Genomic DNA, 24480 nt, shown 5'->3' with positions numbered 1-24480 from the left:
GTGGTTAGGGCCTATGATTCTGATTGATTTACAAGAGCATTAAATAAATTAACCAACTTGAGCTGTTCAACCCTATTTACTGTAATAGTACAGAGCTGGGGATTGCCAACTACTATTGCTAAACTTTGAGCTCTTGAAATGGCAACGTTAATTCGATGCTTATCGAAGAGAAAATCAATCCCTCTAGGTGATTCATTCGCATCGCTGGTACACATACTCAAAAATACAATGGGTGCCTCTTGCCCTTGGAATTTATCAACGCTGCCAACACGTGCCTGCTCACCAAGAGCTTGCTTGAGTTTATTAACTTGAGAATTATATGGAGCAACAAACAATATATCATTCCAACCAATCCTACGAGTTTCTCCCAGCTTTTCTATAAATGTCCTGCCAATTAATTCTTGAGCTAATAGATTTATTTCACTGACTTCCTCATCTGAAGCGTAGGCATTACCTTCATGCTCCACAGGAACAAAGATTATGCCAGCCTCTTTGTTTAATTTTCCTTGGTAACCATCAGGTACTTTAACAACACGCACATCATTATCAGGATGTGGCTCAAGGTTATTATCATATATAAATTTACTGATAAAGTGATTGACTGCCGAATGCATTCGATAAGTCGTTCCTAAAAATACTCCCATATCATCGGCAATCGTAGGGGTTTGATGTAATAAATAATCTAAAATAGAAAGACCGCTTTCACCAGGATGTGTGCCTTGTGATGGCTGTCCTAATTGCATTTGATCACCCATAATCACTAAATTCTTAGCAGAGAGGCTCATAGCAACCAGATTAGCCACTGAAACCTGCCCTGCTTCATCTATAAATAAATAATCAAGTTGATCCAACATATCATCCCTGGCAAATCCCCATGCAGTAGTGCCTATAACGCAGGATGCCACTATATTATTAACAAGGTCACTATTTTTTAAAATAGATATATTTATTGCCTGCAAGTTAGAATCCGTATCTCTGGTACAAGCAAAAATCCCATTAATGCTTTGCTCAAAACAATATTCTTTTGTTTTTAACAATAAATGGTTGATGGCTTTGTGACTATTACTTGCTATACCAATCTTCGCGCCAGTTTTAATAAGTTCTGCTATGATATGTTTTGCAGTATGGGTTTTCCCAGCACCTGGCGGTCCTTGTATAGTTAAATAACTATAATCTAAATTTCTTACAGCTTGAATTGTCTGTTGCAGCTTTATATTTGGATCATGACTCGGAGCTATAGCACCACCACAATGGTTTTTAATACGAGGTTTTGAGCGTCTTAAAAAATCTAAAATAGCGCAATTACCCACTCGGTCGTTGTCATAATCAGAAACTATTTGATAAATGGCCTGTGGAATAGGGTCTGGATTAATATATTCATCGGGAATTAAAGTAATTAAAGTTGGGGGCTCTTCTCTAGCTTGTAATACAATTATCCCATTTTCTAAACTGCTCTCTTCACTACAAAATTTCACCTTAGCATTTTTGCCATTTTCGTCTTCTACCCCTAATAAATAAAAATAATCAGCTGCCCCTTTAAATTCTTGCGTGGGATCAAATTGATATTCATAAGCTAAATTTTTTGCTCTTGGTGTTGGCTTAAATGGCGCTCTCTCGGTTCTCTTGCAAAATGCCAAGCAGTCTAAATCATCAAATAATTCTTCCTCGCTCAAACCTAATCTATCAAATAAACGCCAGAAAAGTGGCTTTAACTCTCGGCGGTGAAATTCCAACATCCAAGCTAAATTTTCTGTTAATGCTGCATACTCTGAATCGTCAGATAATCTCTGCCTTGCCTTGGTTAACAAGCGATCTCGTAATTCAACGCATTGGGTTATTTCTTCTTTTGGTTCAGGTTCTACTATTTCTGTTTTACCTAGATAAAGAATACAATTAGTTTTCTGCTGTTCTCTCAGCCAAGCAACCAACTCCTGAGTTGAATTACAATCATCAATGTTATAATCACGAATATTCTTTAATATGTTAGAGGTTTCCCAAGTCTCACCTTGTTCATCACGCAAGTGCAGGTCTCGCCACTGTTCATAAAATACAACTGAATCACCACCAGTCCCAACTTCGGTTTCACGTTTATCACGGTAAAGATGCTCGACGTTTTTTATAGAATACCTTGGTTCGCCCAGCAAAAGGCTGCCCTTCACGATTTTATATAGATCAACAAAAACTTCATTTCGCAATAGCTGATCAAGCTCATACTCACATATACCATAGCGCCCCATTAATTTACGACACGCAGCTATTTCATAATTGGCATAATGATAAATATGCATCATTGGATCACGTTGCCATCTTGCATAAACCCATTTAATAAACTGTTTAAACGCCTCTTTTTCTTGCACCTCATTATGTGCCCAATAATCTTTAAAGCATCGATTACCCTTCTCATCAAAATAGGTACAACCCCACAAATATTCCAAACCACCCTCTTCTAAAGGATATCCCTCAATATCAAAAAAAACATCGAGTGGCGAATGTGGTGGCAACAAGGCAAGTCCTGATTTTTCATTGGGTGCCGGTGCAATAATTTTATATTGCGGCTTTTCTTTTCCTATACTTTCTTTTTGTATAGTAGCCTGCGCTTTGAGACGCTCTAAAACATCAGAATTAATACCAGGTATACGATTTAACTTTATATCAATTAGTTGCTGCATTGTTTGAATACCAGCTTTATTTAATTTTTTAATCTGGCTTTTTGTAATATTAGCAATCTGAAATAAATGATCCCTTTCAATCAAAAGCTTTTCTGCATAACTCGACCAGCAGCCCCATTCCTTTGAATCTGCGGGATCTGGTATATTTCGATAATTAAATTGTTCTTGGCTCAACAAAAAACTTTCTTTTAATGAGAGGTAATAATAGAAATAATCATCAACTTTATATGCTTCATTTTTACCATTTCCGAGGACAATAATAATATTATCAGGTCGCCTACCTTGAATAGCTTCTAGCATTTCAGCATAACAACATAGCTGAATAATAAATTCAGGTTTTGCTTTGTGTGATAATTTTGCATCCCAGACTTCGTAATGATAATCACCAAATTTACTTTCGCCAGGTGCCTTAACTAGAAAGTCTACATATCCAAAGAACTGTTGATTTTCTAAATAAGCCTGGACTATAACATCTGTGCCATTCTTCATGGCTTCTAAAGTTAATTGCTGCTTTAACTCGATTGTATCTGCCTCTATTTTCTGAACAAATAACTCTTGAAATTTGAATAATTCTTCTTGTGCTTTTTCATGTTGAAAGCCTTTATTTTGAAGCACTTCCATCAGCTCATCTTTTGGATCTTTTTCAGGTGCTTTATCAGGAAACTCTAAAGAGAAACGATTCATCCAAGATGCAAAAGGGCTACGCATAAAGAGGGTTAGATCTGTCGGGGAAAAACAAAGTTTTTTATTTATATAATACATGCCTTAGAACCCATCAATTCACGTCCGTTGTAAAATTCTTACAGATTTACTACCCCTACTCACAGCAACATATAGATCTTTATTATTCCCCCACCCCTTATGATCATATAACACTACAGAATGATCAAACTCTAAGCCTTTAAGCAAAAGCGTTGTCCCCAAAACTCGTTTATGAAGCCTTTGATTTGAATATCTCCTTGAAGTAATCTCAGAGTTAAAAATATTTATTAAATTTTCACCTGTATTTATATGTGTAGATAGAATATTTGTAAGACACGATACAGAATCAGTCCTTTGACAGGATATTTCATTGATATATAAATAATCTATAAGAGCTAAAATTAATTTTGGTTCATAACCGCCATTAAATTTTTGATAAATATTTTTCCTATCCTGTATCTTAGGCCTCATGGACTTACCCAGCAATATATCGTGAACAAAATTCTTATGCTGCCCCAAACCACAAAAGCAATATTCTATAAATTGAAAAACAGATTCACCTTTTTTCTTAACATCAACGTTCGCTATAAGCTTTTCAATTAGTTTTTTAACTCTCGATAAGTCATTTGACTCAATAAACTTAAAACCCTGATTAACTAAACTAGTAATAATAGCTGACTGAAAGTTCCCATGTTTGGGACCAATAATACAAATACTTCCACTTGTACTTTTCGCGATAGAAATTAATTTTGATTGAAACTGTTGAATGTCAATATGCTCACTATGAATTGGAGAGCCATCAAAGTCTGGGAAACTATTTTCTTGAAATGAATTCCTGTTATCTATAATCCACTTTCCAAGTTGTTCATTTCCAGAATTTTTCCATCTATGAGGGATGGCCAACTGCCCCAGTTGATTAACAAAATCTCTTTTAACAACGTCCCAATCAATAAGTGGGTCATTTTCATCAAATCCAAAAATACCTTGCAACGGATCACCCAAAATTCTACACGGCAATATATTTTTTAATTCATATATCAGATTGTGCATTGAACGCGTGCAGTCTTGATATTCATCAACAATTACCCCAGTATAGGAATTGTTGATCACATACCGAACAAATGTTTTTTTTATTAGCTTGGTTGCTGCTATATAAATATTTCTCCAGTCATCGTTATTCGGCAATTCTCCCTCTACATTATACCCAGAATTCATCGGATATTTTCTCACCCAACTCCATGCCCAACCAGATATGGTTTCAATATGGTATTTTTCATTTGGTACATTATTTTCGCGAAATCGTTTCTTTAAAGCGGCAACACCCGCATTAGTATGAGTCAAAATTAATTGAGTCCCAGTCGAGTAATCTCTAACTGCACGAAAAATTGCTTCCGTTTTGCCACACCCTGCTGGAGATTCCACATAGCCCAGTAGGGCTTGCGCTAGATTTTTGTATAAATCATCCATCATTTTGGATCCAGTTCCACAATTCCATCAGCTTTGCATTTATGAGGCTACTAGCAGGTAACTTAGGTAACACAAATTCAAATACTCTTTCAGCGCGATCTATTGTCTTAAACCATCCTTTATTTTTTGCAGAAATACCCAGAGAATTTCTGAGGCTCTCTGATTCATTCCATTCACAAAAATTATTAGATAGTTTCTCATTTCCAGAAAGTTTGCTTTTAACAGAATCAATCATCGATTGTTCCGACAAAACATCATTGTTTTCACAAATAATTTTTAAAAGTTCAGCAATGTTACCCCAAGGAATATCAATGAACAGCTGTTGTTCAATTGAATTTCCTTCATTCCAAAGAATTGAAGGAATGTTAAGTTTTTCCAGGTCATGGAGATCTTTTTGGGTTAATTTTGTAGGCTCATCGTTATCACAGAAAATTAATACATAGTATCCTGCTTGTTGAAGTGCTTCTGCTGATTTTTTGATTTTATCAATTCCTCCAGCGTCAAAATATGCCGTTGATAGACTCCATACAGGAATGTCTCCATTTTTAGATTTATAAATGTCCAGGGCTCGCAAACAACCAATTTCTGTTGCCCCCTCACATACAACAATTTTTCTACCAAGAAAAGCCTCTGCATTACTACGCAAAGATCCTTGAGAATTTTCTACATCCTTAAAACTTGTTAGTGTAACTGTACCATCGGAACTTCGCTTGCAAACATATAACTCATTTTTACTTACGTTTAATTCTCTGATAACAACGGGTGAATGTGATGTAATAAATACTTGTTGTCTAGATAATTTTAATTTATTCAGTAATCCTCTGATCCTATGAGGTTCAAGCCCAACTTCTATTTCGTCAATTAATGAAATATTCTTGCCATTATTCAGCAACATTTGCATTGCGCATGATATTAACTTTTTCGATCCGTCACCTAGATTCCTTATTGGCACATCTTCTTGGTGTAACGTCAACGCACTGGAGGAAAATGCAATCCTTTGAATATCAACTTTTGATTTTAAAGCACTTAGATTAACACCAATCTTCTTAGTCTCATCGCTTATTTGCTTCTCTATTACCTGACAATCTGGTAGATCAATATCTTTTGATTTTGCATCTCTTGCAATTTTAGCTAATATTGAAGTCATATTTTCTTTTTTATGATTTGAAAGCCGTGTTAAAAGGGAGTTTTGCTGCCATGAAAAATGATTATCTAAATACATTCCTATACGACTAACACCAAAAATATTTCGTTGAGATGCTGAAATATGTTTCTCATCCTCTTTGGTTACATACCATTTTGGCTCAAGTGATTCATCAATTCTTAAAATAATAACGATAGCTAAAGAATCATTTTCTTCTGGCTCAGATGTTGAACCACTTTCATTTATTCCACATTGATATTGACCAAAGTTTTTTTCTAATAAAAATTTTTTTACCTCATCATCATCCTGATCCCAATCACTCAATGTTAATTTTATCTCTATCGGATGTAACACATCTTGATTAAAAAAATCTGAATCATCTATGTTTAAATTCCAACGTGGTGATAATGTATAATCAATCGCATCTAGTATTGTACTTTTACAACTATCTCCTGCACCGATTAAACAGATAAAATCACTTTTTATTGGATATGCAAGCTGCTTAATCCCTCTAAAATTATTAATCTCAATGTATCGTATCTTCATCCGAGTCTTCTTAACTTATCATGTCAGTATTTAAACTATTTATGACCATCATCTCTAACTTCCCTCAACGCCCGACTAAAGAAATGTTTAATCGCCTGATTCCGTGCCTCAGCATCTGTCATGATTATATTTTGTAATTGATTATCGCGCTGGAATAATTGGATCGCGCTTTCAAAAAATGCCTGAGAAAAAGCACCAAAAACCACATCCGGCGGGTTATTCTTCAGCATATCCTTTAAGTTTTCATCACTTAGTATTTCTTGATTAACTTTCTCAAAACGCAAAAAGTCTTCTTTAGTAAATTCAGTGCCATGACGCTGATTGAAAGACTCAATAATTTCAGATAATGAACGTTCCTCATCTTCCGTGTAAGCATTAGCCCCAAACGCTTTGATAGCAGATAGGGGTGAAGTTGTGCCAGGAGATAACGAAGCTGAACCCTGTTCTTTTTTCTCTATTCTGAATGCCTGTAAACGAATCATATCGTCTGTAATCTCAATTTCCGGCGGCACTTCTCGGTTAGGCAGTAATCTATTAAGCCATGATACATAGGAAAAAAGTTTTTCCAGCCAAGTGTCTTGCAAACTCATCACCTGCGCGACAAATGAATAAAAACGCATGTAGCTCTTCAGCAATTGTCGAAATTCTTCACGCTTTCCTTCGTCTTCTTCATATTCAAAACGTTGGACAGCGTTCTTAACCAACTTTTCTAGCGCGATTCTATCGTGGGGATCAAGCGCTCCTTTATAGAAAACTTCTGAGAAACGGTTAACTTCATCTTCGTCGATAATAGAAAAAGACTTAATGCGACCCTCCAACTCATAAACTTGATTAGGGTCAGATATCTCCTCCAGCGACGTGACTTCATAAAATGGTCGAAATGCATTTTGAATGTCTTCAATCGTATTCTGGAAATCGAGCACATATGTATTAATTTTACCTGGGGTAGTGCGATTTAGCCTTGATAGGGTTTGTACCGCTTGTAAACCATCCAGTTTTCTATCAATATACATGGCACATAACTTTGGCTGATCAAACCCGGTTTGATATTTCTCTGCCACAATCAATAATTGAAAATCTTTATCAAATTTTTCTGGCAATTGGGTTTCAGCGAAGCCATTTAATTCTGCTTCAGTGTAGGTTTCACCATCGATTTCTAGCTCACCTGAAAAAGCCACCAAGGCTTTCACACCTACATACTGCTTCTCTTCAATATACTTTTTTATACCAAAATAATATTTAAGTGCATGTTCACGACTTTGAGTGACAACCATTGCTTTAGCTTTGCCATTTATCTCTTGCATCACATGGCGACGGAAATGCTCAACAATAACCTCCACTTTCTGAGCAATTGCAGTTGGATGTAATATCGCAAATCTGGCAACACGGCGATGCGCTCTTCGTCCTTGCAATTCAGGATCATCTTCAATGGCTTTTTCCAGCTTATAGTACTGTTTGTAGGTCATGTAATTCTGCAACACATCAAGAATAAAGCCCTCTTCAATAGCTTGACGCATAGAATAAAGATGGAATGGATATGGCAAACCGTCTGATCCTTTTGTACCAAAACGCTCCAATGTGACATTACGTGGTGTAGCTGTGAAAGCGAAATAACTGATATTAGCCTGTGGCCCACGCTGGCGCTGATAATCAGCAATCATATCTTCTATATCAGACGGACTATTATTGCTTTCTTCACGTGTCAAAGTTTTTGAGAGGTTATCAGCGTGCTTACCCGACTGAGAACCATGGGCTTCATCTATCAGTACAGCAAATCGGCGCTTGCTTTGACCAGAGATTTCCTTTAGGTGCTCAGTCGAAAATTTATGGATGGTGGTAATGATAATACGCGCACCTTGCTTAATGGCTTCTTTCAACTGTCGCGAGGTGCCATCAATCTTTTTCACCACGCCCTTAGTTTGCTCAAACTGAGCCACAGTATTTTGTAGTTGGCGATCTAACACAATACGATCAGTCACAATAATGGCTGTGTTAAAAATTGGTTGGTCTTTTTCATCATGTAGAGTAATCATACGGTGAGCTGTCCAACCAATGGTATTAGATTTACCTGAACCTGCTGAATGCTGAATTAAATAGCTATGACCTGGGCCATGTTGTTTTGCATGTCTTAATAACTTCAATACAGCATCTAACTGCTGAAAGCGCGGAAATATCATGACCTCTTTACCATCTTTTACTTCCAGGTGCATAAATCGTCCAACGATATCAAGCAGAATATCTCGCGAGAGAATGGCTTTTCCTTCTGGTTGGTCAGCATAAAGATAACCAACACGAAATTGATCGGCGATATCAGGGTTTCCTGCACCACCATTATGGCCTCGGTTAAATGGCAAAAATCGAGTTTTACCGTTTGCTAATCGTGTCGTCATGGAAACATTGTCTTCGTCCATTGCGAAATGTACCAATGCGCCTTGTTTAAAGGTTAGTAATGGCTCACCTGCTGGGGAACGATCGGTACGGTATTGTTTTTCAGCATGACGGAACGTCGTACCTGTTGATTGATTTTTGCATTCGATAGTCGCCAATGGAATGCCATTAACAAACACGCCAATATCAATGCGGTTATCATGTTTACTGCTATATTTCAGCTCGTCAATCACCGAAAGAATATTGGCCTCGAAGAGCTGTAATAGTTCTTTATTAATGCCTGAAGCCGGTTTGAAGAAGCAAAGAGAGAATTTAATGCCAGGAATAAGTTTGATACCCTGGCGCAGCACATCCAGCGTTCCGCGAGATTTCAACGCTTTTTCCAATTGTTTGAAAAATTCAGTTTCGGCGCTAGCAGAATATTGCTCTTGCAACCGTTTCCATTGATCAAGCTGTGTGGATTTAATGAATTGCATCACTAAATTTTTGTCGAGTGCTGAAGCACGATCATAATCATCTGTGCTGCGATGGACATAACTTAATTTTTTAACTAGCTGATCGATCACATGATATTGCAACACATTTTCCCGAAAGATAGTGTCCTGAGAGTAAATTCGCTTACTTGTATCCGTCATACCGCATTGCCTCCTCGATATTATCGAGGTGCTTGTCGGTGCTACCTCTCTTTTTCCATGATTTGATGTCTAGCTGGCCCGTTACAGATTCGGTAATAATAGATGTTCGATAATTTATTAATTGCCCAATGCTATCCTTAATTTTTTGTATTAAGGTATCAATTTTTTGTGTTTTTATTGTCCAAATGGAAGCAAGTTTATTTTGTGTAGTCAACGGTGGAATAAGTAGTTTAAAGCCTCCTAGAGTCTCTCTATTAATTTTTGGCATCGCAACTCTCATAGACTCTATTGACGCCCAATCAGTAAATGTTCGTGAGAGAATTTGCATCAGCAGATATTCAGGTATTAGATTTTTAGCTGGAATAAGAGGATACATATCTGCACTACAAAGCCCTGAGCGTGGGGCAATACATGCCTTAGCTAAGGCTGGTCGAATTTTGCTATATAACACAGTTCCTTTAGGAAAAGTATATTTACCACTAATTGCATATTGCTCTTTGGCGGTTTCAATATGCGTTATTCTTCCGGTATTGCTTTCAATATGATTCGGCGCAATAAGAGGCATTTCTAACCAAGGCTGCTCACGGGGATCTACTTGTCCATTTGGAATTCTACATACCCATCGAAATGGTATTCTCTTCCATTCATTTTTACTTGGATTGCTAAATGTAAGATGATCTAATTCAGCTCCTTGCTTTTCTTGAAGAACCACAATTAATTTTTGCTTCTTCTCTATCAACTGATCAATGCGATCAGTTTCACGATCCAAGAAATCTGCAATTTCTTTTTGAGTTTGTTCACTTGGTAGAGCTACCGTTATACCTTTGAGCTCAGAATAGCGGGTAGTCCATAAATCAGCGACAATTCCATGACCAACACGATAAAACTCTTCCTGAAAGGCATAACTACGCATCAAATAATGCAGAAATCGTGGATATCCATGTCGAGGGGTTAAAACTATATTTATCAGAGAAACAGAGCCATTCAGATTAGATAATCCACTAGAACCGCGCCTATCTGAGCGACTGTTAATTACGAAATCCCCTTCTGCTACACGTTTCCTATTGTCGCTATCATCTGATTTAGCGACATGCTCCATCTGAGGGACAACTCCTTGTTTTGTAACAGAGAGTGGAGCAAAATCTTTATCACTAACCTTCTCTTTACGCTCTTCGAAAAGCTGACCTAATTTTTCAAGCTTCCAGGTTTCTGGGACATGGCTAATCATTATGCTCATGCCACTACCTCTTTCAACAGATTAGCAATTTCTGCTTCCAATTGTTTAAGCTCTTCATCAATCTCAGTCACAGGGCGCGGTGGGACATATTTATAGAAATAACGATTAAAATTAATTTCATACCCTACACGGCCAATCTTGCCATCGGTGGTATCCTTGTGGTTTTCATCTACCCAAGCATCTGCAACAAAAGGCTTTACTTCTCGTTCAACATATTCATGCCAATCTTCTGTAAGTGGCACTAATTCATGATCACGTAAATCAGTATCAGGTTCAGGATTACCTTTAGCGTCACAGCAAACGTCAGCAGTTTCATCTTTCTCAGAGAGCGCTGTAAGGATCGCTTTTTTCAATGGTGCAGTTAATTTGAAACTTAAATTTTTTAATGCTGTTTTAAGTGCTTTCTCAAATGCATCACGATTTTTAAATTGCTGTTTTAATATGTTGTGATTAAGTGCGGTTAATAATTCTTGTTGCTCTATTTCAGAAAGTTTTAGAAACGTATTTTCTTGTTGAAGCAATTCCAAGCGCTCTTTGCTTCCTTCAAAATTTAGCCTCAAAGGCCGCTCGATGCGTATTTCTCGATAACCAAACTCTTGCCTATCAAAAATTTTAGAAAATTCGCTCCAATCACCACCACCATTGAGCATTTCATAATAAATTTTAACAATTTCTCTACGAGCATGATCTGGAATCTCTCGACGTTTGCTACCAAGACTTTTTCGCATGGATTGCCAAAATCGTTCACTGCTTGCATCAATGAGCTGCACCTTTCCTCGACGGTTCTTATCCTTCTTATTGGTAAGCATCCAAACATAGGTTTGAATGCCGGTGTTGTAAAACAAGTCTGTAGGTAATGCGATAATCGCCTCTACCCAATCATTTTCAAGCATCCAGCGACGGATTTCACTTTCCCCAGAGCCTGCCCCACCTGTAAAAAGAGGTGAACCATTCATCACTATACCGATACGTGAGCCTACTTCATCATCTCGCATTTTTGATATCATGTGCTGCAGGAAAAGCAACTGTCCATCAGATATACGCGGTAGTCCAGCACCAAAACGACCATCCATCCCTTTTTCTTGCGCTTCCTGCTTAATAGGGTCTTGGTACTTTTTCCAATCTACTCCGTACGGAGGATTGGAAAGCATATAGTGAAATTTTTTATCCTTGTGAGCATCCTCTGTTAACGTATTACCGAAAGCAATTTGCTCTGGGTTATGACCTGTCACCAGCATGTCAGACGTGCAAATACCAAAGGATTCTGGGTTTAGTTCCTGCCCGTAGAGCTCAACACGAATTTTAGAGTTATATTCCTTCATTGCCTCTTCCATAAGTGCAAGCATACCGCCGGTTCCACAGGCAGGATCATAAACTGTACGAATGATTCCTGAACCCGCCAATGCTTCGGCATCATTAATCAATAAAAGATCCACAATCAAACGAATGACTTCACGAGGTGTGAAATGTTCCCCTGCTGTCTCATTCGAAATTTCAGAGAAACGGCGAATCAAATCTTCAAAGAGGTACCCCATCTCCATGTTGGAAACATTGTCAGGATGTAAATCTATCTGGCAGAAAAGATCGAATACTTGCCATAAAATTCCACCATCTTTTAGGCGCTTAAGCTGATCAGTAAAGAGAAATTTTTCAAGAAAAATATCGCGAACGCTGCTATTAAAACTGGTAATATAGTCTAATAAATTCTTATGTACATCGCCTGGATCTTGATTTCGTATTTTACTAAAAGTGAGATTATTGTAGTTATATACTTTCAGACCGCCACCAACAGCACCAAATAGCATCATGTCTTTAGTATGATCATCAATTCCTTCAGGTAAATTTTCGTACGCACGCACTACGGCATCTTTTGAGGGTTCTAAAATACAATCCAATCGACGCAAAACAACGAATGGCAAAATAACCTTACCATATTCTGACTGCTTGAAATCACCTCGCAGTATTTCAGCTATTGACCATGAAAATGTACTCAGATTTTGTATCTTTTTATTATTTTCATTCTTCATCTTTGATTCCAATTGAATGCATGAGTTACCTCAAAAAATTAATAAGTAAGAACAACATAAATGCGCAAGAAACAGTCAGTATTGTTACCGATGTTAACAATGTAAATCGATTTGCTTTACGCGTCTGTTGAGTCAAATCCTTTGCTTCCGTCAGTGAATTTGATATCACGTTTTTCATGACTTGAACGAATTCATTGGTGGCCTCTCTCAATATTTTGTTCATAGCTTCTTTACTACTAGCCAATGTAGCATTAAGTACTTTCTCAGCTTTGTCTTTAGCATCAACCTTCCATTGAGAGGAAATGCTCTCCATTTCCTCTTTGAATTGAGTCAGCATTTCCTGTTGTGCTTTTCGATTTTCCTCAAGCAGCCTGTCATTCATGGTTTGGAAGATAAGAACTGGATCATCTCTACCCAGAACAACACCATGCTTGCCTGCAATGTCTTGAATTGCCTCATTAATTTTCTCTGACATTAGATCACCATAGCGTTGTCAATCTGGCTGAATAGTTGATCCCGTATCAACTTTAATCGCTGCCTGGTCATAATATTTCGCTCAGGGGAATCGATTGCCTCATTAAATGTAATTTTTTGTTGAAGCATATTTGAGAGATCATGGCCGAAAGTTTCTTCCTTTAAATCAGGAATGTTGATTATTGCTGCGATTCGATCTTTGGTCTCTTTGTATACCTTCATTTGCTCAAAAGGTTTTCCTTCACTCTCAACCTTTCCCCAATAGGGATTTAGCCACACAACATAGCGAACATCTCCTGGAAATTGATTTACCAGCTGAGCAAAACCATTTATTGTGTCCAGTAACGCTTGACCACCAGTGATAACAGTATGGATGATAAGTTCATGCCCCATGTCTTTTAACAAGGTGGGTACTTGGTTGGTGATGAGATAATGCGATAAAGGCACAAAAGAACTGGCGCCATTATCAATAATCACGTCATTTTGTGTATTTGCAATTTTTTCAATTAAGGTATCAAAATGGCGCGGATTGATTTCATCGCCTTCCATAATATTCAGGCGTTCGACATTAAGTGACTTAAAGCCATGAAAGGTAGCGTTAATGGGATCGGTATCGATACAAAGTGGGGATTGTGCTTTATTAAGTTTGTACTGAGCGGTAGTTGCCGAAACAAAGGATTTACCGACACCGCCTTTGCCCTGCATCGTGATATGTATTTTTGCCATTACAAGAGTTCCTCCGGGTTGGGTATTGGATTAAAAGTAAAACCTTTGATTTCATTGGTAGTTTTACTTTTGCTTTGTTTATCATCCCTGATGTTTTCCTGCTCTGACTTAATTAACTTAAGTACGTAATGCCTAAATGCCTTGTAGCCGAATGAAATTTGTCCTTCATCAGATAAAGTTTCCCAAACAGCTTTCATCGAACAGCCCTTATCAAGGGCTTCTCGAATATCTTCTTTCAGTGCGATAAATTGAATCTTGGCATTGGTTCGCCCGTTCTTTTTTTCTGACTGATTCTGGATTACCCGTTCGGAAAGTGGCTTTTTCATTCTTCTTTGGTGTCAATTTTTATTATTGAAAAAGTCTAAATCATAATTAGGATTGGAACAAGAAAAAAGGAATATTTTAGAACTATTAAGAATTTACTAGAATATAAAAATGAGCATTTGAGCATTATAAAAGAACTTTTAGGAATAATTTGGATTATTTTAGTTCTATAGGCAAAAAAGTTCTTTAAAAATCGTTGCAAGTTCCAAAAAGTTCCTGATATGATTCTTTAAAGTGATCTGGAAAAGCAGGGCAAGATAGGTGAAGTTAGCTAACCAGTAAGCTGGCTATCAATCTTCACGAACATTATTCGCACCTTCGGTGCTCAACGGGTATCTTGCTTTTTGAGATCAAAAAGAAAACAATTAATCAGCACCTAAAGGATTGCAAACCACTTGTTAAGAGGTCAGCATCCTTATGGACGATAAAAATAAATCACCTTCCAGAAAACACGGTCGTCATCTTCGTGTTCCCGTCCTTCCCGATGAAGAAATTTCTATTAAATCCCATGCTGCCCAAGCGGGACTTTCTGTTGCGGAATATTTGCGCCGGATTGGGTTGGGCTATCAAATCCAAAGTGCCATTGATAAGGATTATATTCTCCAGTTATCCAAAATAAATGCAGACATGGGAAGGCTTGGCGGGCTGTTTAAGCTATGGCTTACCCAGGATAGACGTGTCGCACATTTTGATCACCGAAAAGTAAAAGCCTTATTGGATCGCATTCAGACAATGCAGGCTGCAATGTTTGAAGTGGTGAAAAAGTTATGATTATTCGCCATATCCCAATGAAGTCGGCAAGACTGAGCAGCTATTCAGATCTGGTAAAATACATTACTGATGAACAAAATAAACAGGAACGAGTAGGTAAAGTCAGGATATCAAACTGTAACAGTGTTGATCCTACCTGGGCTATTCATGAAGTATTGGCAACTCAGGCGAGAAACCAAAGAGCTAAAAGCGATAAAACTTACCACATGCTCATATCTTTTGCCCCAGGGGAAAATCCCTCCAACGAGGTATTGAAAGCTATAGAGGAAAGTGTCGCATCATCTATTGGATTCAAAGATCATCAAAGGATTAGCGCTATTCATCACGACACAGACAACCTTCACATTCATATTGCTATCAATAAAATTCATCCAAAAACCTTTAACATGATTGAGCCGTATAGAGCTTATAGAGCTTTTGCAGATGTGGCATCGAAACTGGAAATTGAGTATGGTCTTGAAATAACCAATCATCGAACCCGAAAAAGTCGTTCAGAGAATCTTGCCGATGATATGGAACAACATTCTGGCATTGAAAGCTTGATTAACTGGATAAAGAGAAATTGTCTGGAACAGATTAACCAGGCCAACCATTGGAATGAGGTTCATAAAATCCTATCCCTTCATGGCTTGGAAATTCATATTAAAGCTAATGGTCTGGTCTTTTGTAATGAGGCAGGACTTATAGTTAAGGCAAGCTCTGTTTCACGATGCTTTTCCAAAAAGAACCTGGAATCCAGGCTGGGTGAATTTAAGCCCTCACCATTTAGTACTGAAAGATCCAGGCAAAATATTTATCGTTATGAACCACTAAATAGGAAAGTGATCGGTTCAGAAATTTATGCGCGTTACCTACATGAAAAAGAACATGGCAAAACTCTGCTTGCCGAGAAACTCAAACATCTGCGTGAAGCTAAAGCCAGACTGATTACGAAAGCCAAGAAACGTGGTCGAACCGAACGAGCAGTTTTGAAGTTAATGAAAGCCCCGAGGACTCAAAAAAAATATCTTTACCAGCAAACCAGCAAAACCCTTTTGAAAGAAATTGAAAAAGTTCGCCAAAATTATGCCAAAGAACGAAAGCATCTTCTTGAATTACATAAAAACAAAACCTGGGCTGATTGGTTGCAGCAAAAAGCTCGGGAAGGAGACAAAGAAGCCTTAACAGCTATGCGTTATCACAATCGAAAAAATCAAAGTAATTATTCCTTATCAGCCGCGTCATCTAATTTTTCCTTAGCGGATATTAAGCAAGTTGATTCCATTACTAAAGAGGGAACAGAGATATATAAAATGGATAAGGCGGTCATCAGAAACACCGGCAAGGAAATTAAAATTTCTAAGGGCGGCTCTATTGCTACACTGAAAAAAGCCATTGAGATGGCACAGCAGAGATACGGCAACTGTATCCAGGTAAATGGCTCGCCACTTTTTAAACAGATCATTCTTCAAATAACCATCCAGCATAATATCCCGATCACCTTTGCTAATTCAGAAATGGAAGCACAGCGCCAAAAAATGGTCTTAGAACAGGAGAGACGCTATGAGCAATCAAGACGATACAGATTTAATGATGGAGGAAGAACTCCAAGAAGCAATGAAGCTGCTAGAGCAGCCATTGGAAAAAGAGGAACACTTTCCAGTACGAAGCCCAACGCTGACAGCATTAGACAAGGCCCGCCAGCCAAAAGTCAAAACAGCTTGCGAGACTTGTCCCAACTCGATATGGTTCAGCTCGCCAGAAGAAGTAAAGTGTTATTGCCGGATAATGCACATGATCAGCTGGAGCGGCAAAGACTCAAATCTGATAACTATGTGCGACGGAAAGTTTCTGGATTAAGCAGAAAGGTAGAGCACAAATAATAAATGAATTGGGATAATTCACCCCTGTAACCCTATAATTATAATTAAAGGGAATAATTAGGAAGTGCACTGATTTTTGGATTAATAATTGGTAATTTAGGAAAAATTATGGATGATAAAAAATTAATTTTGGATGCAGCTAACAGATATGGTTTTAACTTAGAATTCAGAACAAAAAAGGTACTAGAAGAGAAAAATTTTTCTGTTTTGATGAACCAGTTAATGAAAAGTGGGGATGAGTTTGTTGAAATCGATATTAGGGCAGCGCAATATACAGGTAGGGAATGGTTAATTGAGTGTAAAGGATCATCTGATTCATCACATCTAATTTTGATAAAAGAAGATAGTAGCAATGACCCAAAGAGCTACAACACAAAACGACACGCTATTCAAGATTCCAATTATCGGATTGCTCAATTCAAGCCGGATGAAAATCAATATTTCTTCACCTTTACCGGTGATTTTTTTAACAAAACAGGCCAGCAATTAAAAAAAATATCTAAGAACGACTCTGAAAATAATTTTTTCAAAGCCCAATATCAAATTTTGTCAGCAATAAAAGCCATATCATTAACGGATACAGATAAAGATAAATCAAAAGATTTTCCGATTATAATTCCTATGATTGTCACAAATGCAAAAATATGGGTAATTGATTACAATAAATCTTCAGAACCTGGAGTTAGCCAACATAAATGGGTTTTACATAAAGTAAAAATAAAAAATAATTTATTCATTGTTCCGAAATATGAAATAGAATATGACTCGATTTCGATACTGGTTCTAAACATCGATTATCTAGACGAATTCTTGGGTTGTTTTTCTTATAATATTAATGGTGAAATAACAATAGGTAATAGTGAGTTGGCCAAGTAACCTTTATACTATGACTGTTCAATTAATAAAAAATTTCAATATCAATATAGACCGCTACCCAAATCAATATGTAGGCTGCCTTGTTTTAACCAAAGATAATAAAATTCTATTACAACATCGCCCTCATGACTGGCCAACATACCCTGATTATCTTTGCGAATTTGGCGGCAGAATAGAACATAATGAGTCGCCAGAACAAGCTGTAATCCGTGAGCTTAAGGAAGAGTTAGGCGGTAATGTAAAGCTCAAAGAACTCGTATCATTTGGTGCAATCACTGAATCCATGTCAAAGCATAAAGAATTGATACATACTTTTTTCTGGCATGATAAGGAAGGAACTATAACGGGTTGTTATGAAGGCTTGCCACGATTCTTTAATGAAAGCGCCCACATTTTATTACAAACCAAGGTTACTGATGGCCTTCGCTGGTTAATTGATGAAAGTAAGAAACTTCACCTTATCAAATAACCTAAGCAATATGAATCACATTACTTTTTGCAATAAGCGCAGACGATTGCATCGTTTGGCAACTTTTTCAATTTTTGGTTTGAGTTGACGCTTAACCCCATCCAAGCCCAGCATACTGTGATTTGCCAAATCATTAAAATCGCTGAATTTTTTAGGGTCTAAAGATTGTTCATGGGGTGCGAAAGTCGGCATAACAATAAAGCCATTAACTGCACTCGCAGCCTCCAAAGCTTTTTCTTTCCCTGGATTGATGCCTTGCGTTAACTCCAAGTGCTTATCATCGTCAGATGCGATCATAACGGGAGTATGCGGATATTTTTCATGCAATGCTTTCGCTACCGATTTAAGGTTACCTGAATCAAAGGCAGAAACGACAGCAGGCAGCCCGCATGCTTCTTTTATCGTTGCAGCGGTTGCATATCCTTCCGCAATGACAATAACCGGCGCATCAGAAAGTTTGTTCATGCCGCCCAGAACATGAAAGCAGCCTTCCTTTTTTGAATCTTTAGCGAAGCGCTTGGTGCCATCTTCTGCAATATATTGAACCGTCCAAATTGTACCTTCAATATCGGTTGCAGGAATAAACGTTAATTTTTTGTCATCATCAGTATAAACATCTGGATGAACCTGAATGCCTTTTGATTTCATATAGGGTGTTGGCTCGGTAATCTCACTCATTTTGGAAAGCCTTTGCTTGAGCCTTAATGCGGTGCTTTTGTGCCTTTCCACCAATTCAAGCTCGCGATTTTTTTGATTTTCGAGTACCTGAGCCTTAAGTGCTGCTTTTTGTTCATCGGTTAAAACATAACCTTTACTTTTCCATTTTAGCTCAGCACCTGTGCGGTTATTTTTGATATAGCCTGCGGGAATACCATCTAAATGGGCCACGTAAAATCCTGCCTTTTCACCAGCTTTATCATCCTCCATTTGTATACGATGAGTCTTGCTGTCCATGATAGGATGCTCACCTGTCAATACTGCACCCAAACTGATTAACGCTTCCTTGAATTCATCGGCTGGTGAAAGTGCTTTGTCTTCTGGTGAGTTTTGATTTTCTGGAAGCCAGGCTTTGATTTTTTCAATGGAAACACCTGGTTTTGCATACCAGCATTTCTGTGTTTTATCCCAGGCAATGCCAGATGTTCCATCGGGCAACTTCCCTACCACGGATTTGGCTAACTCTTTTTGTTTGAATGGGATGCTAAGCCAGACTTTTTCAGGGATATTCTTTTCGGATTCCATTAGAGTTTCCTCATTATTTTTTTCATTCCTGTTTACAATAGATTGCTCATGCTGGATGTCTTGTGCTTGTTCCAATGAGCAAATGTGATTGACAATTTTTTCAGCATCCGCTGACGCTCTGAATATTTCCAGCGGATCACCTTCTAAAACGCGAATCCATGATTTGATGTAAGGCGTGTGTTGGGAGGGGTCATGTCCAATACCAAGCTCCGAACCCAACAGCATACTGGCGATTTCAGCCCTTAGTTCTTCTTTGGCGTAAGCTTCACTGCCAAAGGGATGGCGTAGGTCTCGATCAAGCCTTGAAGGATGCCCGCTCCAATGACCAAGCTCATGAAGGGCTGTGGCGTAATAATGGGCGGCTGATTTAAATTGCTCTTTGGGAGGGAGGTGAATGCTGTCGGTTGATACCCTGTAAAATGCTCTATCAGCCTCCGAATGAAAAATGGCAGCACCAGAATTAAGTAGCAGGTTTTCTGCTCTTTCAATTAAAGACCAGTCCTGCTCTTTTTGGACAAGTTCCGGCATATTATCAATTTGTGAGGCATGAAATACCGTTGCGTAAAACACCTTGGGTCTTTCAAGGTTAACCTGCACTTTGACAGGATTTCCCTGCTCATCGAGGACTGGGTTTCCCGCATCATCGTTTTTGATTTTTTCATCAGTAAATTTCCAGTATTGAACAGTCGTGCCTTTTTCTCCTTTTCTAACCTGCGCGTCAATGCTTTGCGCCTGTTTGTAGGTGAGCCAGCGGTTATCCCCGCTTTGATTCAACATCAAATACAAGGCATTGATGCCTCGATACCGCTTTCCTGTGACTGGATTAAACGGGATTTGGCCGCCGCCCGTGCCTGGTTCCCATGGTTTTACCCAGGGCGCGGTTCCTTGTTTGAGGCTTTCAATGATTTGGTTGGCCACAACCTGATGGTGAGACAATTTAGTCATAGGCTGCCTCCTTAGCGTCATCTTCACTAAGCGCATCCTCAGAAAAGGCACCCATGATTTCTGCTTCGATGGGAGTGACTTCGGCGATAAAACCAGGAACCATCAAATCATCTAATTTTTCTGAAATTACATCCATTAATTCAGCTTTATTCATGCTATTTCTCCACTTGTTGCATTTACCCATATGGGTTTAATCACTCCCTTCACTTGCCATATACGAATAGGGCCATAATAACGACTATCAAAAGACCATTCGCTTTGGCTAGTCATGGTTATGAGTTCATCTTCTTTGATCTGATAATCTATGGTGCGCCATTGAGGCAAAGGTCGTTTCCTTCCATCTATTAATATCGGTTTTGAAAAGGGAATAAGTTGGCGATTAACAAAAATGCCGTCGGAGGTGATAGATATTTGATCACCATTTGTTGCCACCACTTTTTTCATTAAATACCCATAACCGCCAGGGCAAAGGCCACTTCCGATATAGCCTCTATCTAATCCCTGTTTAAAAGCCGGTCGATCGTCAGGGCAAAAAATCACATAGGAATTTTTGATGTTTTTTATATTTGTAATACGATAAAGACCAAAAGGAATGGAATCTGTGGTGTTCAGGCGAAAGCCCATCAGCATGAAAAGAAATGCCATGCCGATGATGCTTAGCATAAGAACAGCAATCCAGGAAGTGAACTTTTTCATAGTCTGATTTCCTCATCTTCACGAAGGCGGACGCGTAAGATATCTGATTGCTCTGGCGCTTCAACAGAAGCTCTGGCGATAAACACAGGGTCTTTAAAATAAAGCGGCTGTTTGCCATAAATGGCAGGAAATCCTGCCACATACACCACCATATCGCCTGCTTCCTTGATTAAACCGTTTTCATCTTTTTTTGGTCCAGGCATACGTTGACATTCATCAACCGTTAAAAGCGGTCGCGAGACTTCTTGTTTTGTTTTGGAAATCTGGTTTAAAAAGGTTGAAAATCGTTTGCCACTGGTCGTGATATGCTCTTTCACAATAGTGGTTTGGCCGGTAAGTTTTGATAGATGCTCGGCGGTTTCAATCCGGTTGGGCGGATAAGCATTTTGGATATGGCAGTTCGAGGTGATGGTTTCATCTGGGCCATAGCCGCGCTCACGACTTTTAAGCTGATTAATGTCCTGGCAGATTAAATAAAACTTCAAACCATAACCGGCAACAAACGCCAATGACTCTTGTAAAATATCAAGCTTCCCAAGACTTGGGAATTCATCAATCATGCACAACAGGCGATGTTTATAGGTTTTCTTCGTTCTTACGAAATAATTCCCTCGCCCATCATCGACTCGTTCGAATTCCATTTTATCCGCCAAAAGGCGGACAACCATATTCAGCATAACCCGAACTAAAGGCTGTAATCGTGCTTTATCATTGGGTTGGGTCACGATATAAAGACTGACAGGGCTTGCATGATGCATCAAATCTTTAATACAGAAATCTGATGCAGAGACATTGTAAGCAACTATCGGATCACGGTATAAAGCCAGGTACGATTTTAAGGTGGACAAGACAGAACCTGCTTCTTCCTCCGGCCTATCAATCATATCGCGAGCCGATGCGCTGATAACAAAATGTGTTTTGCCATCAACATGCGGGTATTGAGTCATTTCAATCAATAAATCGGCGATGTTGGTATTTGGATCGACCAACATGCGATCAATATTTGGAAAAGTAGCCGGTTCTCCTTGATTTTTCAGCTTATAAATTGCATGTAGAATAAACCCAACCAAAAGTGCTTGGGATGTTTTCTGCCAGTGGGTTTCAAGTCCTTTACCATCAGGATCAATTACAAGCGTTGCAAGATTTTGTACATCACCAACTTCATATTCCGTACCTACTCTAATTTCATCTAATGGATTCCATCGGGCTGAACCCTTTAATGTTGCCGGCTCAAAGCGAATGACTTTATTGTTGGCATGCTTTTGACGCCAACCAGCTGTTAATGCCCAAAGCTCTCCTTTTAAATCCGTAATCACACAAGACTGTTTCCAGGATAAAAGGGTAGGAATAACAAGACCAACCCCTTTGCCAGAACGCGTTGGGGCATAAGTTAAAATATGCTCTGGGCCATTATGGCGTAAATAATGAATATCCCCTTTTTCATCTTCAATAGCACCGACATAAACGCCTTCCTCATTGCCAAACAGTCCAGCATTTTTTAAATCATCTCTGTTGGCCCATCTGGCTGAACCATACAGGTATTCACTGATGTTTTCTTTTTTTAAATGCTTAGCAACAAAAACAATCAACATTAAAAAAAGACAGCCACTCATCGCCATCAAACCAAAGGCTGCATTAAAATAATCAGGATAATAATGATGGTATTTCAAGCTCCACCAAAGGGACTGCCATGGAAAGTAGACATGATTCAGAGAAAACCCTAATTCATCACTAAAATGCAACTTATAAGCCACAAATTGTGTGCCAACCTGCATACTGATGAAAAGCGAGAGAGCAACTAAAATAACAAGTTGTTTATTCGTTTTTTCATTATGCTTTTGTCTCACCTGTGGGCCAATGGCTTTGTTGGGTTTGTTCAAGCTCATTGACCGTCTCCAGATGCTTTTTGATTGACAAATTGACTGACTTCATCATCACTGTTTATGTTCCCTGAACTAAAACTACCTTCTGGAGCACCCATAGAAGTGACATTTTGAGACTCGGATACCTGTTGATTAATAGTTGGCGATTCAGCATTGGAAGATATGCGCTGATGAATGGCATCAGCAATTTTACCGCCTGTGGTATCAGCCGCTTTTGCAGAAAAAGCATCTTTCATACTTGCTGCTTTTTCACGGGCGACATCAAACGCCCCAGAAGCTAAATGTGAACCAAAGGAACCAGCAAATTTAGAAGCTTGTCCCATAGCCTGAGCCAAACTACCTTGTTTTGAGCCTGGGCTATCTCCTGACACGGAGCCAGCGCCACTTGCGCCGATACTATGAGAAGCAGCCTTGAATGCAGCCTGTAAAGCGGATAATCCCCCAGCACTCTGCAGAGCTGCAGCACCCGCAGCGCCTGCTAAGGCTGTTCCTGCAATTCCCGCAGCCCCTAACGCGCCTCCAAGACCAAGACCACCACCGCCACCTGATCCTCCACCTGAAACGATGCCGGATAAAACAGGGGGAATTTTATTGATAAGTACCAACAAAAGTACGGCAACAACCATCATGACAAACATTTCTTTTAGCATGATGTTTTCTGACATTGCCGCGTAATATTGATCTACAAAAGACTTTCCTATGCCGATAATCAAAATCATGGCAAAGGCTTGTAATGCGATCCCTAGTACTGTTTTGTAATAGTTAATCGCAATATCCTGTGTCCAGCGTCCGCCGCCAAAACCTAATAAAATGATGCCACTATAAATCAAGATCCAGGCTGTAATCAGGATAATGAGCATATTAATACTGACCAACGCCAATATAATCAGAATAAGCCCAGCAACAATTAATCCTACCGTCGTTGCAGCCGGTGACCAGATTGATGAGCTGTCGATTGCTTTTGATACAATATCAAACCCCACATCCACAATGTCAGAAGGCGACACATGTTCGTTAATTCCAGAAGCTTTTGCAGCGAGCTGTCGCATAGAATCCATAATTGCAGTTGCAATCGCAGGCCCATTATCTAAAATCCAATAGAAAAAACCGACAACCACTAAAAATTTTACGGTTTCTGCCAAAAACTCTTGAATGTCTGCTTTTCGCAAAGCCATGAGACCATAAGTCCATACCATGCTGATGGTGGCCAAAGACCAAAAAAGGTAACGAGCATAACTTAAAATAGTTTGGCTCCACATCGAGGCAGTGCTGGAAAAACGATATAAGATATTGTCTAGCAAATCTCTGCTGTCTATACCATGGCCCTGGGCATGACAGCATACAGAAAAGCCTAGCAAACAGAGTATGAGTAAAGAGGTGGTTGTCTTTTTATTCAT

At 38.8% G+C, this 24480-nt stretch carries 17 protein-coding genes and 1 pseudogene; 4 read left to right on the top strand and 14 right to left on the bottom strand.

Annotated elements, in window-relative coordinates:
- Positions 1–11: 11 nt before the first annotated feature.
- Genes ELY11_RS02240 through ELY11_RS02200 form a run of 9 tightly spaced genes read right to left on the bottom strand, consistent with a single transcriptional unit; the run spans position 12 to position 14341 of the window.
- Complete coding sequence (locus ELY11_RS02240) at positions 12–3431, bottom strand: TM0106 family RecB-like putative nuclease (RefSeq protein WP_127032435.1); 3420 nt, start codon at positions 3429–3431, stop codon at positions 12–14.
- 18 nt (positions 3432–3449) lie between these two features.
- Entirely contained in the window at positions 3450–4841 is a 1392-nt protein-coding gene (locus tag ELY11_RS02235; protein ID WP_127032434.1) for a UvrD-helicase domain-containing protein, read from the bottom strand.
- A complete protein-coding gene (locus ELY11_RS02230) occupies positions 4831–6528 on the bottom strand; it encodes an ATP-dependent nuclease (protein ID WP_127032433.1) in 1698 nt (565 codons plus the stop codon). The genes ELY11_RS02235 and ELY11_RS02230 overlap by 11 nt, the downstream gene beginning before the upstream one ends.
- 35 nt (positions 6529–6563) lie before the next feature.
- Positions 6564–9551 carry a type I restriction endonuclease subunit R gene (locus ELY11_RS02225; RefSeq protein WP_127032432.1) on the bottom strand — a complete coding sequence of 996 codons (2988 nt, stop codon included), beginning with the start codon at positions 9549–9551 and terminating at the stop codon, positions 6564–6566.
- Positions 9535–10788, bottom strand: a complete 1254-nt coding sequence (locus ELY11_RS02220; protein WP_127032431.1) for a restriction endonuclease subunit S — start codon at positions 10786–10788, stop codon at positions 9535–9537. The genes ELY11_RS02225 and ELY11_RS02220 overlap by 17 nt, the downstream gene beginning before the upstream one ends.
- Entirely contained in the window at positions 10785–12815 is a 2031-nt protein-coding gene (locus ELY11_RS02215) for a type I restriction-modification system subunit M (protein WP_127032430.1), read from the bottom strand. The genes ELY11_RS02220 and ELY11_RS02215 overlap by 4 nt, the downstream gene beginning before the upstream one ends.
- A gap of 25 nt (positions 12816–12840) precedes the next feature.
- Entirely contained in the window at positions 12841–13290 is a 450-nt protein-coding gene (locus ELY11_RS02210) for a conjugal transfer protein TraM (protein WP_127032429.1), read from the bottom strand.
- Positions 13290–14015 carry an ArsA-related P-loop ATPase gene (locus ELY11_RS02205; protein ID WP_058470667.1) on the bottom strand — a complete coding sequence of 242 codons (726 nt, stop codon included), beginning with the start codon at positions 14013–14015 and terminating at the stop codon, positions 13290–13292. Before ELY11_RS02205 ends, ELY11_RS02210 begins: the two co-directional genes overlap by 1 nt.
- Positions 14015–14341: a TraK family protein gene (locus ELY11_RS02200; protein WP_011945703.1), complete on the bottom strand. Its 327-nt coding sequence runs from the start codon at positions 14339–14341 to the stop codon at positions 14015–14017. The genes ELY11_RS02205 and ELY11_RS02200 overlap by 1 nt, the downstream gene beginning before the upstream one ends.
- A 415-nt stretch (positions 14342–14756) precedes the next feature.
- On the opposite strand from ELY11_RS02200, the gene traJ reads away from it, so the two are divergent.
- From traJ to ELY11_RS02180, 4 genes are all read left to right on the top strand, one after another.
- Positions 14757–15110 carry a conjugal transfer transcriptional regulator TraJ gene (gene traJ / locus ELY11_RS02195; protein ID WP_127032428.1) on the top strand — a complete coding sequence of 118 codons (354 nt, stop codon included), beginning with the start codon at positions 14757–14759 and terminating at the stop codon, positions 15108–15110.
- Positions 15107–16972 (top strand): TraI/MobA(P) family conjugative relaxase, encoded by a 1866-nt coding sequence (gene traI, locus ELY11_RS02190; protein WP_127032427.1) that lies wholly within the window; start codon positions 15107–15109, stop codon positions 16970–16972. The genes traJ and traI overlap by 4 nt, the downstream gene beginning before the upstream one ends.
- Before the next feature lie 108 nt (positions 16973–17080).
- A complete protein-coding gene (locus ELY11_RS02185; protein WP_059427872.1) occupies positions 17081–17848 on the top strand; it encodes a hypothetical protein in 768 nt (255 codons plus the stop codon).
- 10 nt (positions 17849–17858) lie between these two features.
- A complete protein-coding gene (locus tag ELY11_RS02180; RefSeq protein WP_061721638.1) occupies positions 17859–18317 on the top strand; it encodes an NUDIX domain-containing protein in 459 nt (152 codons plus the stop codon).
- A 1-nt stretch (position 18318) separates the two neighbouring features.
- Here the strand turns inward: ELY11_RS02180 and ELY11_RS02175 are convergent.
- The 5 genes and pseudogenes from ELY11_RS02175 to trbL all read right to left on the bottom strand — a co-directional run bounded on the left by ELY11_RS02175 (position 18319) and on the right by trbL (position 24480).
- A pseudogene (locus ELY11_RS02175) lies at positions 18319–20504 on the bottom strand (zincin-like metallopeptidase domain-containing protein).
- Positions 20497–20658 (bottom strand): hypothetical protein, encoded by a 162-nt coding sequence (locus ELY11_RS12465; RefSeq protein ID WP_027226379.1) that lies wholly within the window; start codon positions 20656–20658, stop codon positions 20497–20499. The pseudogene ELY11_RS02175 and the gene ELY11_RS12465 overlap by 8 nt, the downstream one beginning before the upstream one ends.
- Entirely contained in the window at positions 20655–21200 is a 546-nt protein-coding gene (traF, locus tag ELY11_RS02170) for a conjugative transfer signal peptidase TraF (RefSeq protein ID WP_061721639.1), read from the bottom strand. Before traF ends, ELY11_RS12465 begins: the two co-directional genes overlap by 4 nt.
- A complete protein-coding gene (locus tag ELY11_RS02165; RefSeq protein ID WP_127032426.1) occupies positions 21197–23086 on the bottom strand; it encodes a type IV secretory system conjugative DNA transfer family protein in 1890 nt (629 codons plus the stop codon). The genes traF and ELY11_RS02165 overlap by 4 nt, the downstream gene beginning before the upstream one ends.
- Positions 23083–24480 carry a P-type conjugative transfer protein TrbL gene (gene trbL, locus ELY11_RS02160; RefSeq protein WP_127032425.1) on the bottom strand — a complete coding sequence of 466 codons (1398 nt, stop codon included), beginning with the start codon at positions 24478–24480 and terminating at the stop codon, positions 23083–23085. Before trbL ends, ELY11_RS02165 begins: the two co-directional genes overlap by 4 nt.

Origin of the sequence: Legionella septentrionalis, from assembly GCF_003989745.1 — a bacterium.
Classification (GTDB): Bacteria; Pseudomonadota; Gammaproteobacteria; order Legionellales; family Legionellaceae; genus Legionella_A; species Legionella_A septentrionalis.
This window is presented reverse-complemented; position numbering and strand designations above follow the sequence as displayed.

Coding starts and splice junctions, on each gene's coding strand:
- traF (WP_061721639.1), bottom strand. CDS start 21,200: ATGAAAAAGTTCACTTCCTGGATTGCTGTTCTTATGCTAAGCATCATC.
- ELY11_RS02205 (WP_058470667.1), bottom strand. CDS start 14,015: ATGGCAAAAATACATATCACGATGCAGGGCAAAGGCGGTGTCGGTAAA.
- ELY11_RS02210 (WP_127032429.1), bottom strand. CDS start 13,290: ATGTCAGAGAAAATTAATGAGGCAATTCAAGACATTGCAGGCAAGCAT.
- ELY11_RS02180 (WP_061721638.1), top strand. CDS start 17,859: ATGACTGTTCAATTAATAAAAAATTTCAATATCAATATAGACCGCTAC.
- traJ (WP_127032428.1), top strand. CDS start 14,757: ATGGACGATAAAAATAAATCACCTTCCAGAAAACACGGTCGTCATCTT.
- ELY11_RS12465 (WP_027226379.1), bottom strand. CDS start 20,658: ATGAATAAAGCTGAATTAATGGATGTAATTTCAGAAAAATTAGATGAT.
- ELY11_RS02225 (WP_127032432.1), bottom strand. CDS start 9,551: ATGACGGATACAAGTAAGCGAATTTACTCTCAGGACACTATCTTTCGG.
- ELY11_RS02215 (WP_127032430.1), bottom strand. CDS start 12,815: ATGAAGAATGAAAATAATAAAAAGATACAAAATCTGAGTACATTTTCA.
- ELY11_RS02240 (WP_127032435.1), bottom strand. CDS start 3,431: ATGTATTATATAAATAAAAAACTTTGTTTTTCCCCGACAGATCTAACC.
- trbL (WP_127032425.1), bottom strand. CDS start 24,480: ATGAATAAAAAGACAACCACCTCTTTACTCATACTCTGTTTGCTAGGC.
- ELY11_RS02230 (WP_127032433.1), bottom strand. CDS start 6,528: ATGAAGATACGATACATTGAGATTAATAATTTTAGAGGGATTAAGCAG.
- ELY11_RS02235 (WP_127032434.1), bottom strand. CDS start 4,841: ATGATGGATGATTTATACAAAAATCTAGCGCAAGCCCTACTGGGCTAT.
- ELY11_RS02185 (WP_059427872.1), top strand. CDS start 17,081: ATGGATGATAAAAAATTAATTTTGGATGCAGCTAACAGATATGGTTTT.
- ELY11_RS02200 (WP_011945703.1), bottom strand. CDS start 14,341: ATGAAAAAGCCACTTTCCGAACGGGTAATCCAGAATCAGTCAGAAAAA.
- ELY11_RS02165 (WP_127032426.1), bottom strand. CDS start 23,086: ATGAGCTTGAACAAACCCAACAAAGCCATTGGCCCACAGGTGAGACAA.
- ELY11_RS02220 (WP_127032431.1), bottom strand. CDS start 10,788: ATGAGCATAATGATTAGCCATGTCCCAGAAACCTGGAAGCTTGAAAAA.
- traI (WP_127032427.1), top strand. CDS start 15,107: ATGATTATTCGCCATATCCCAATGAAGTCGGCAAGACTGAGCAGCTAT.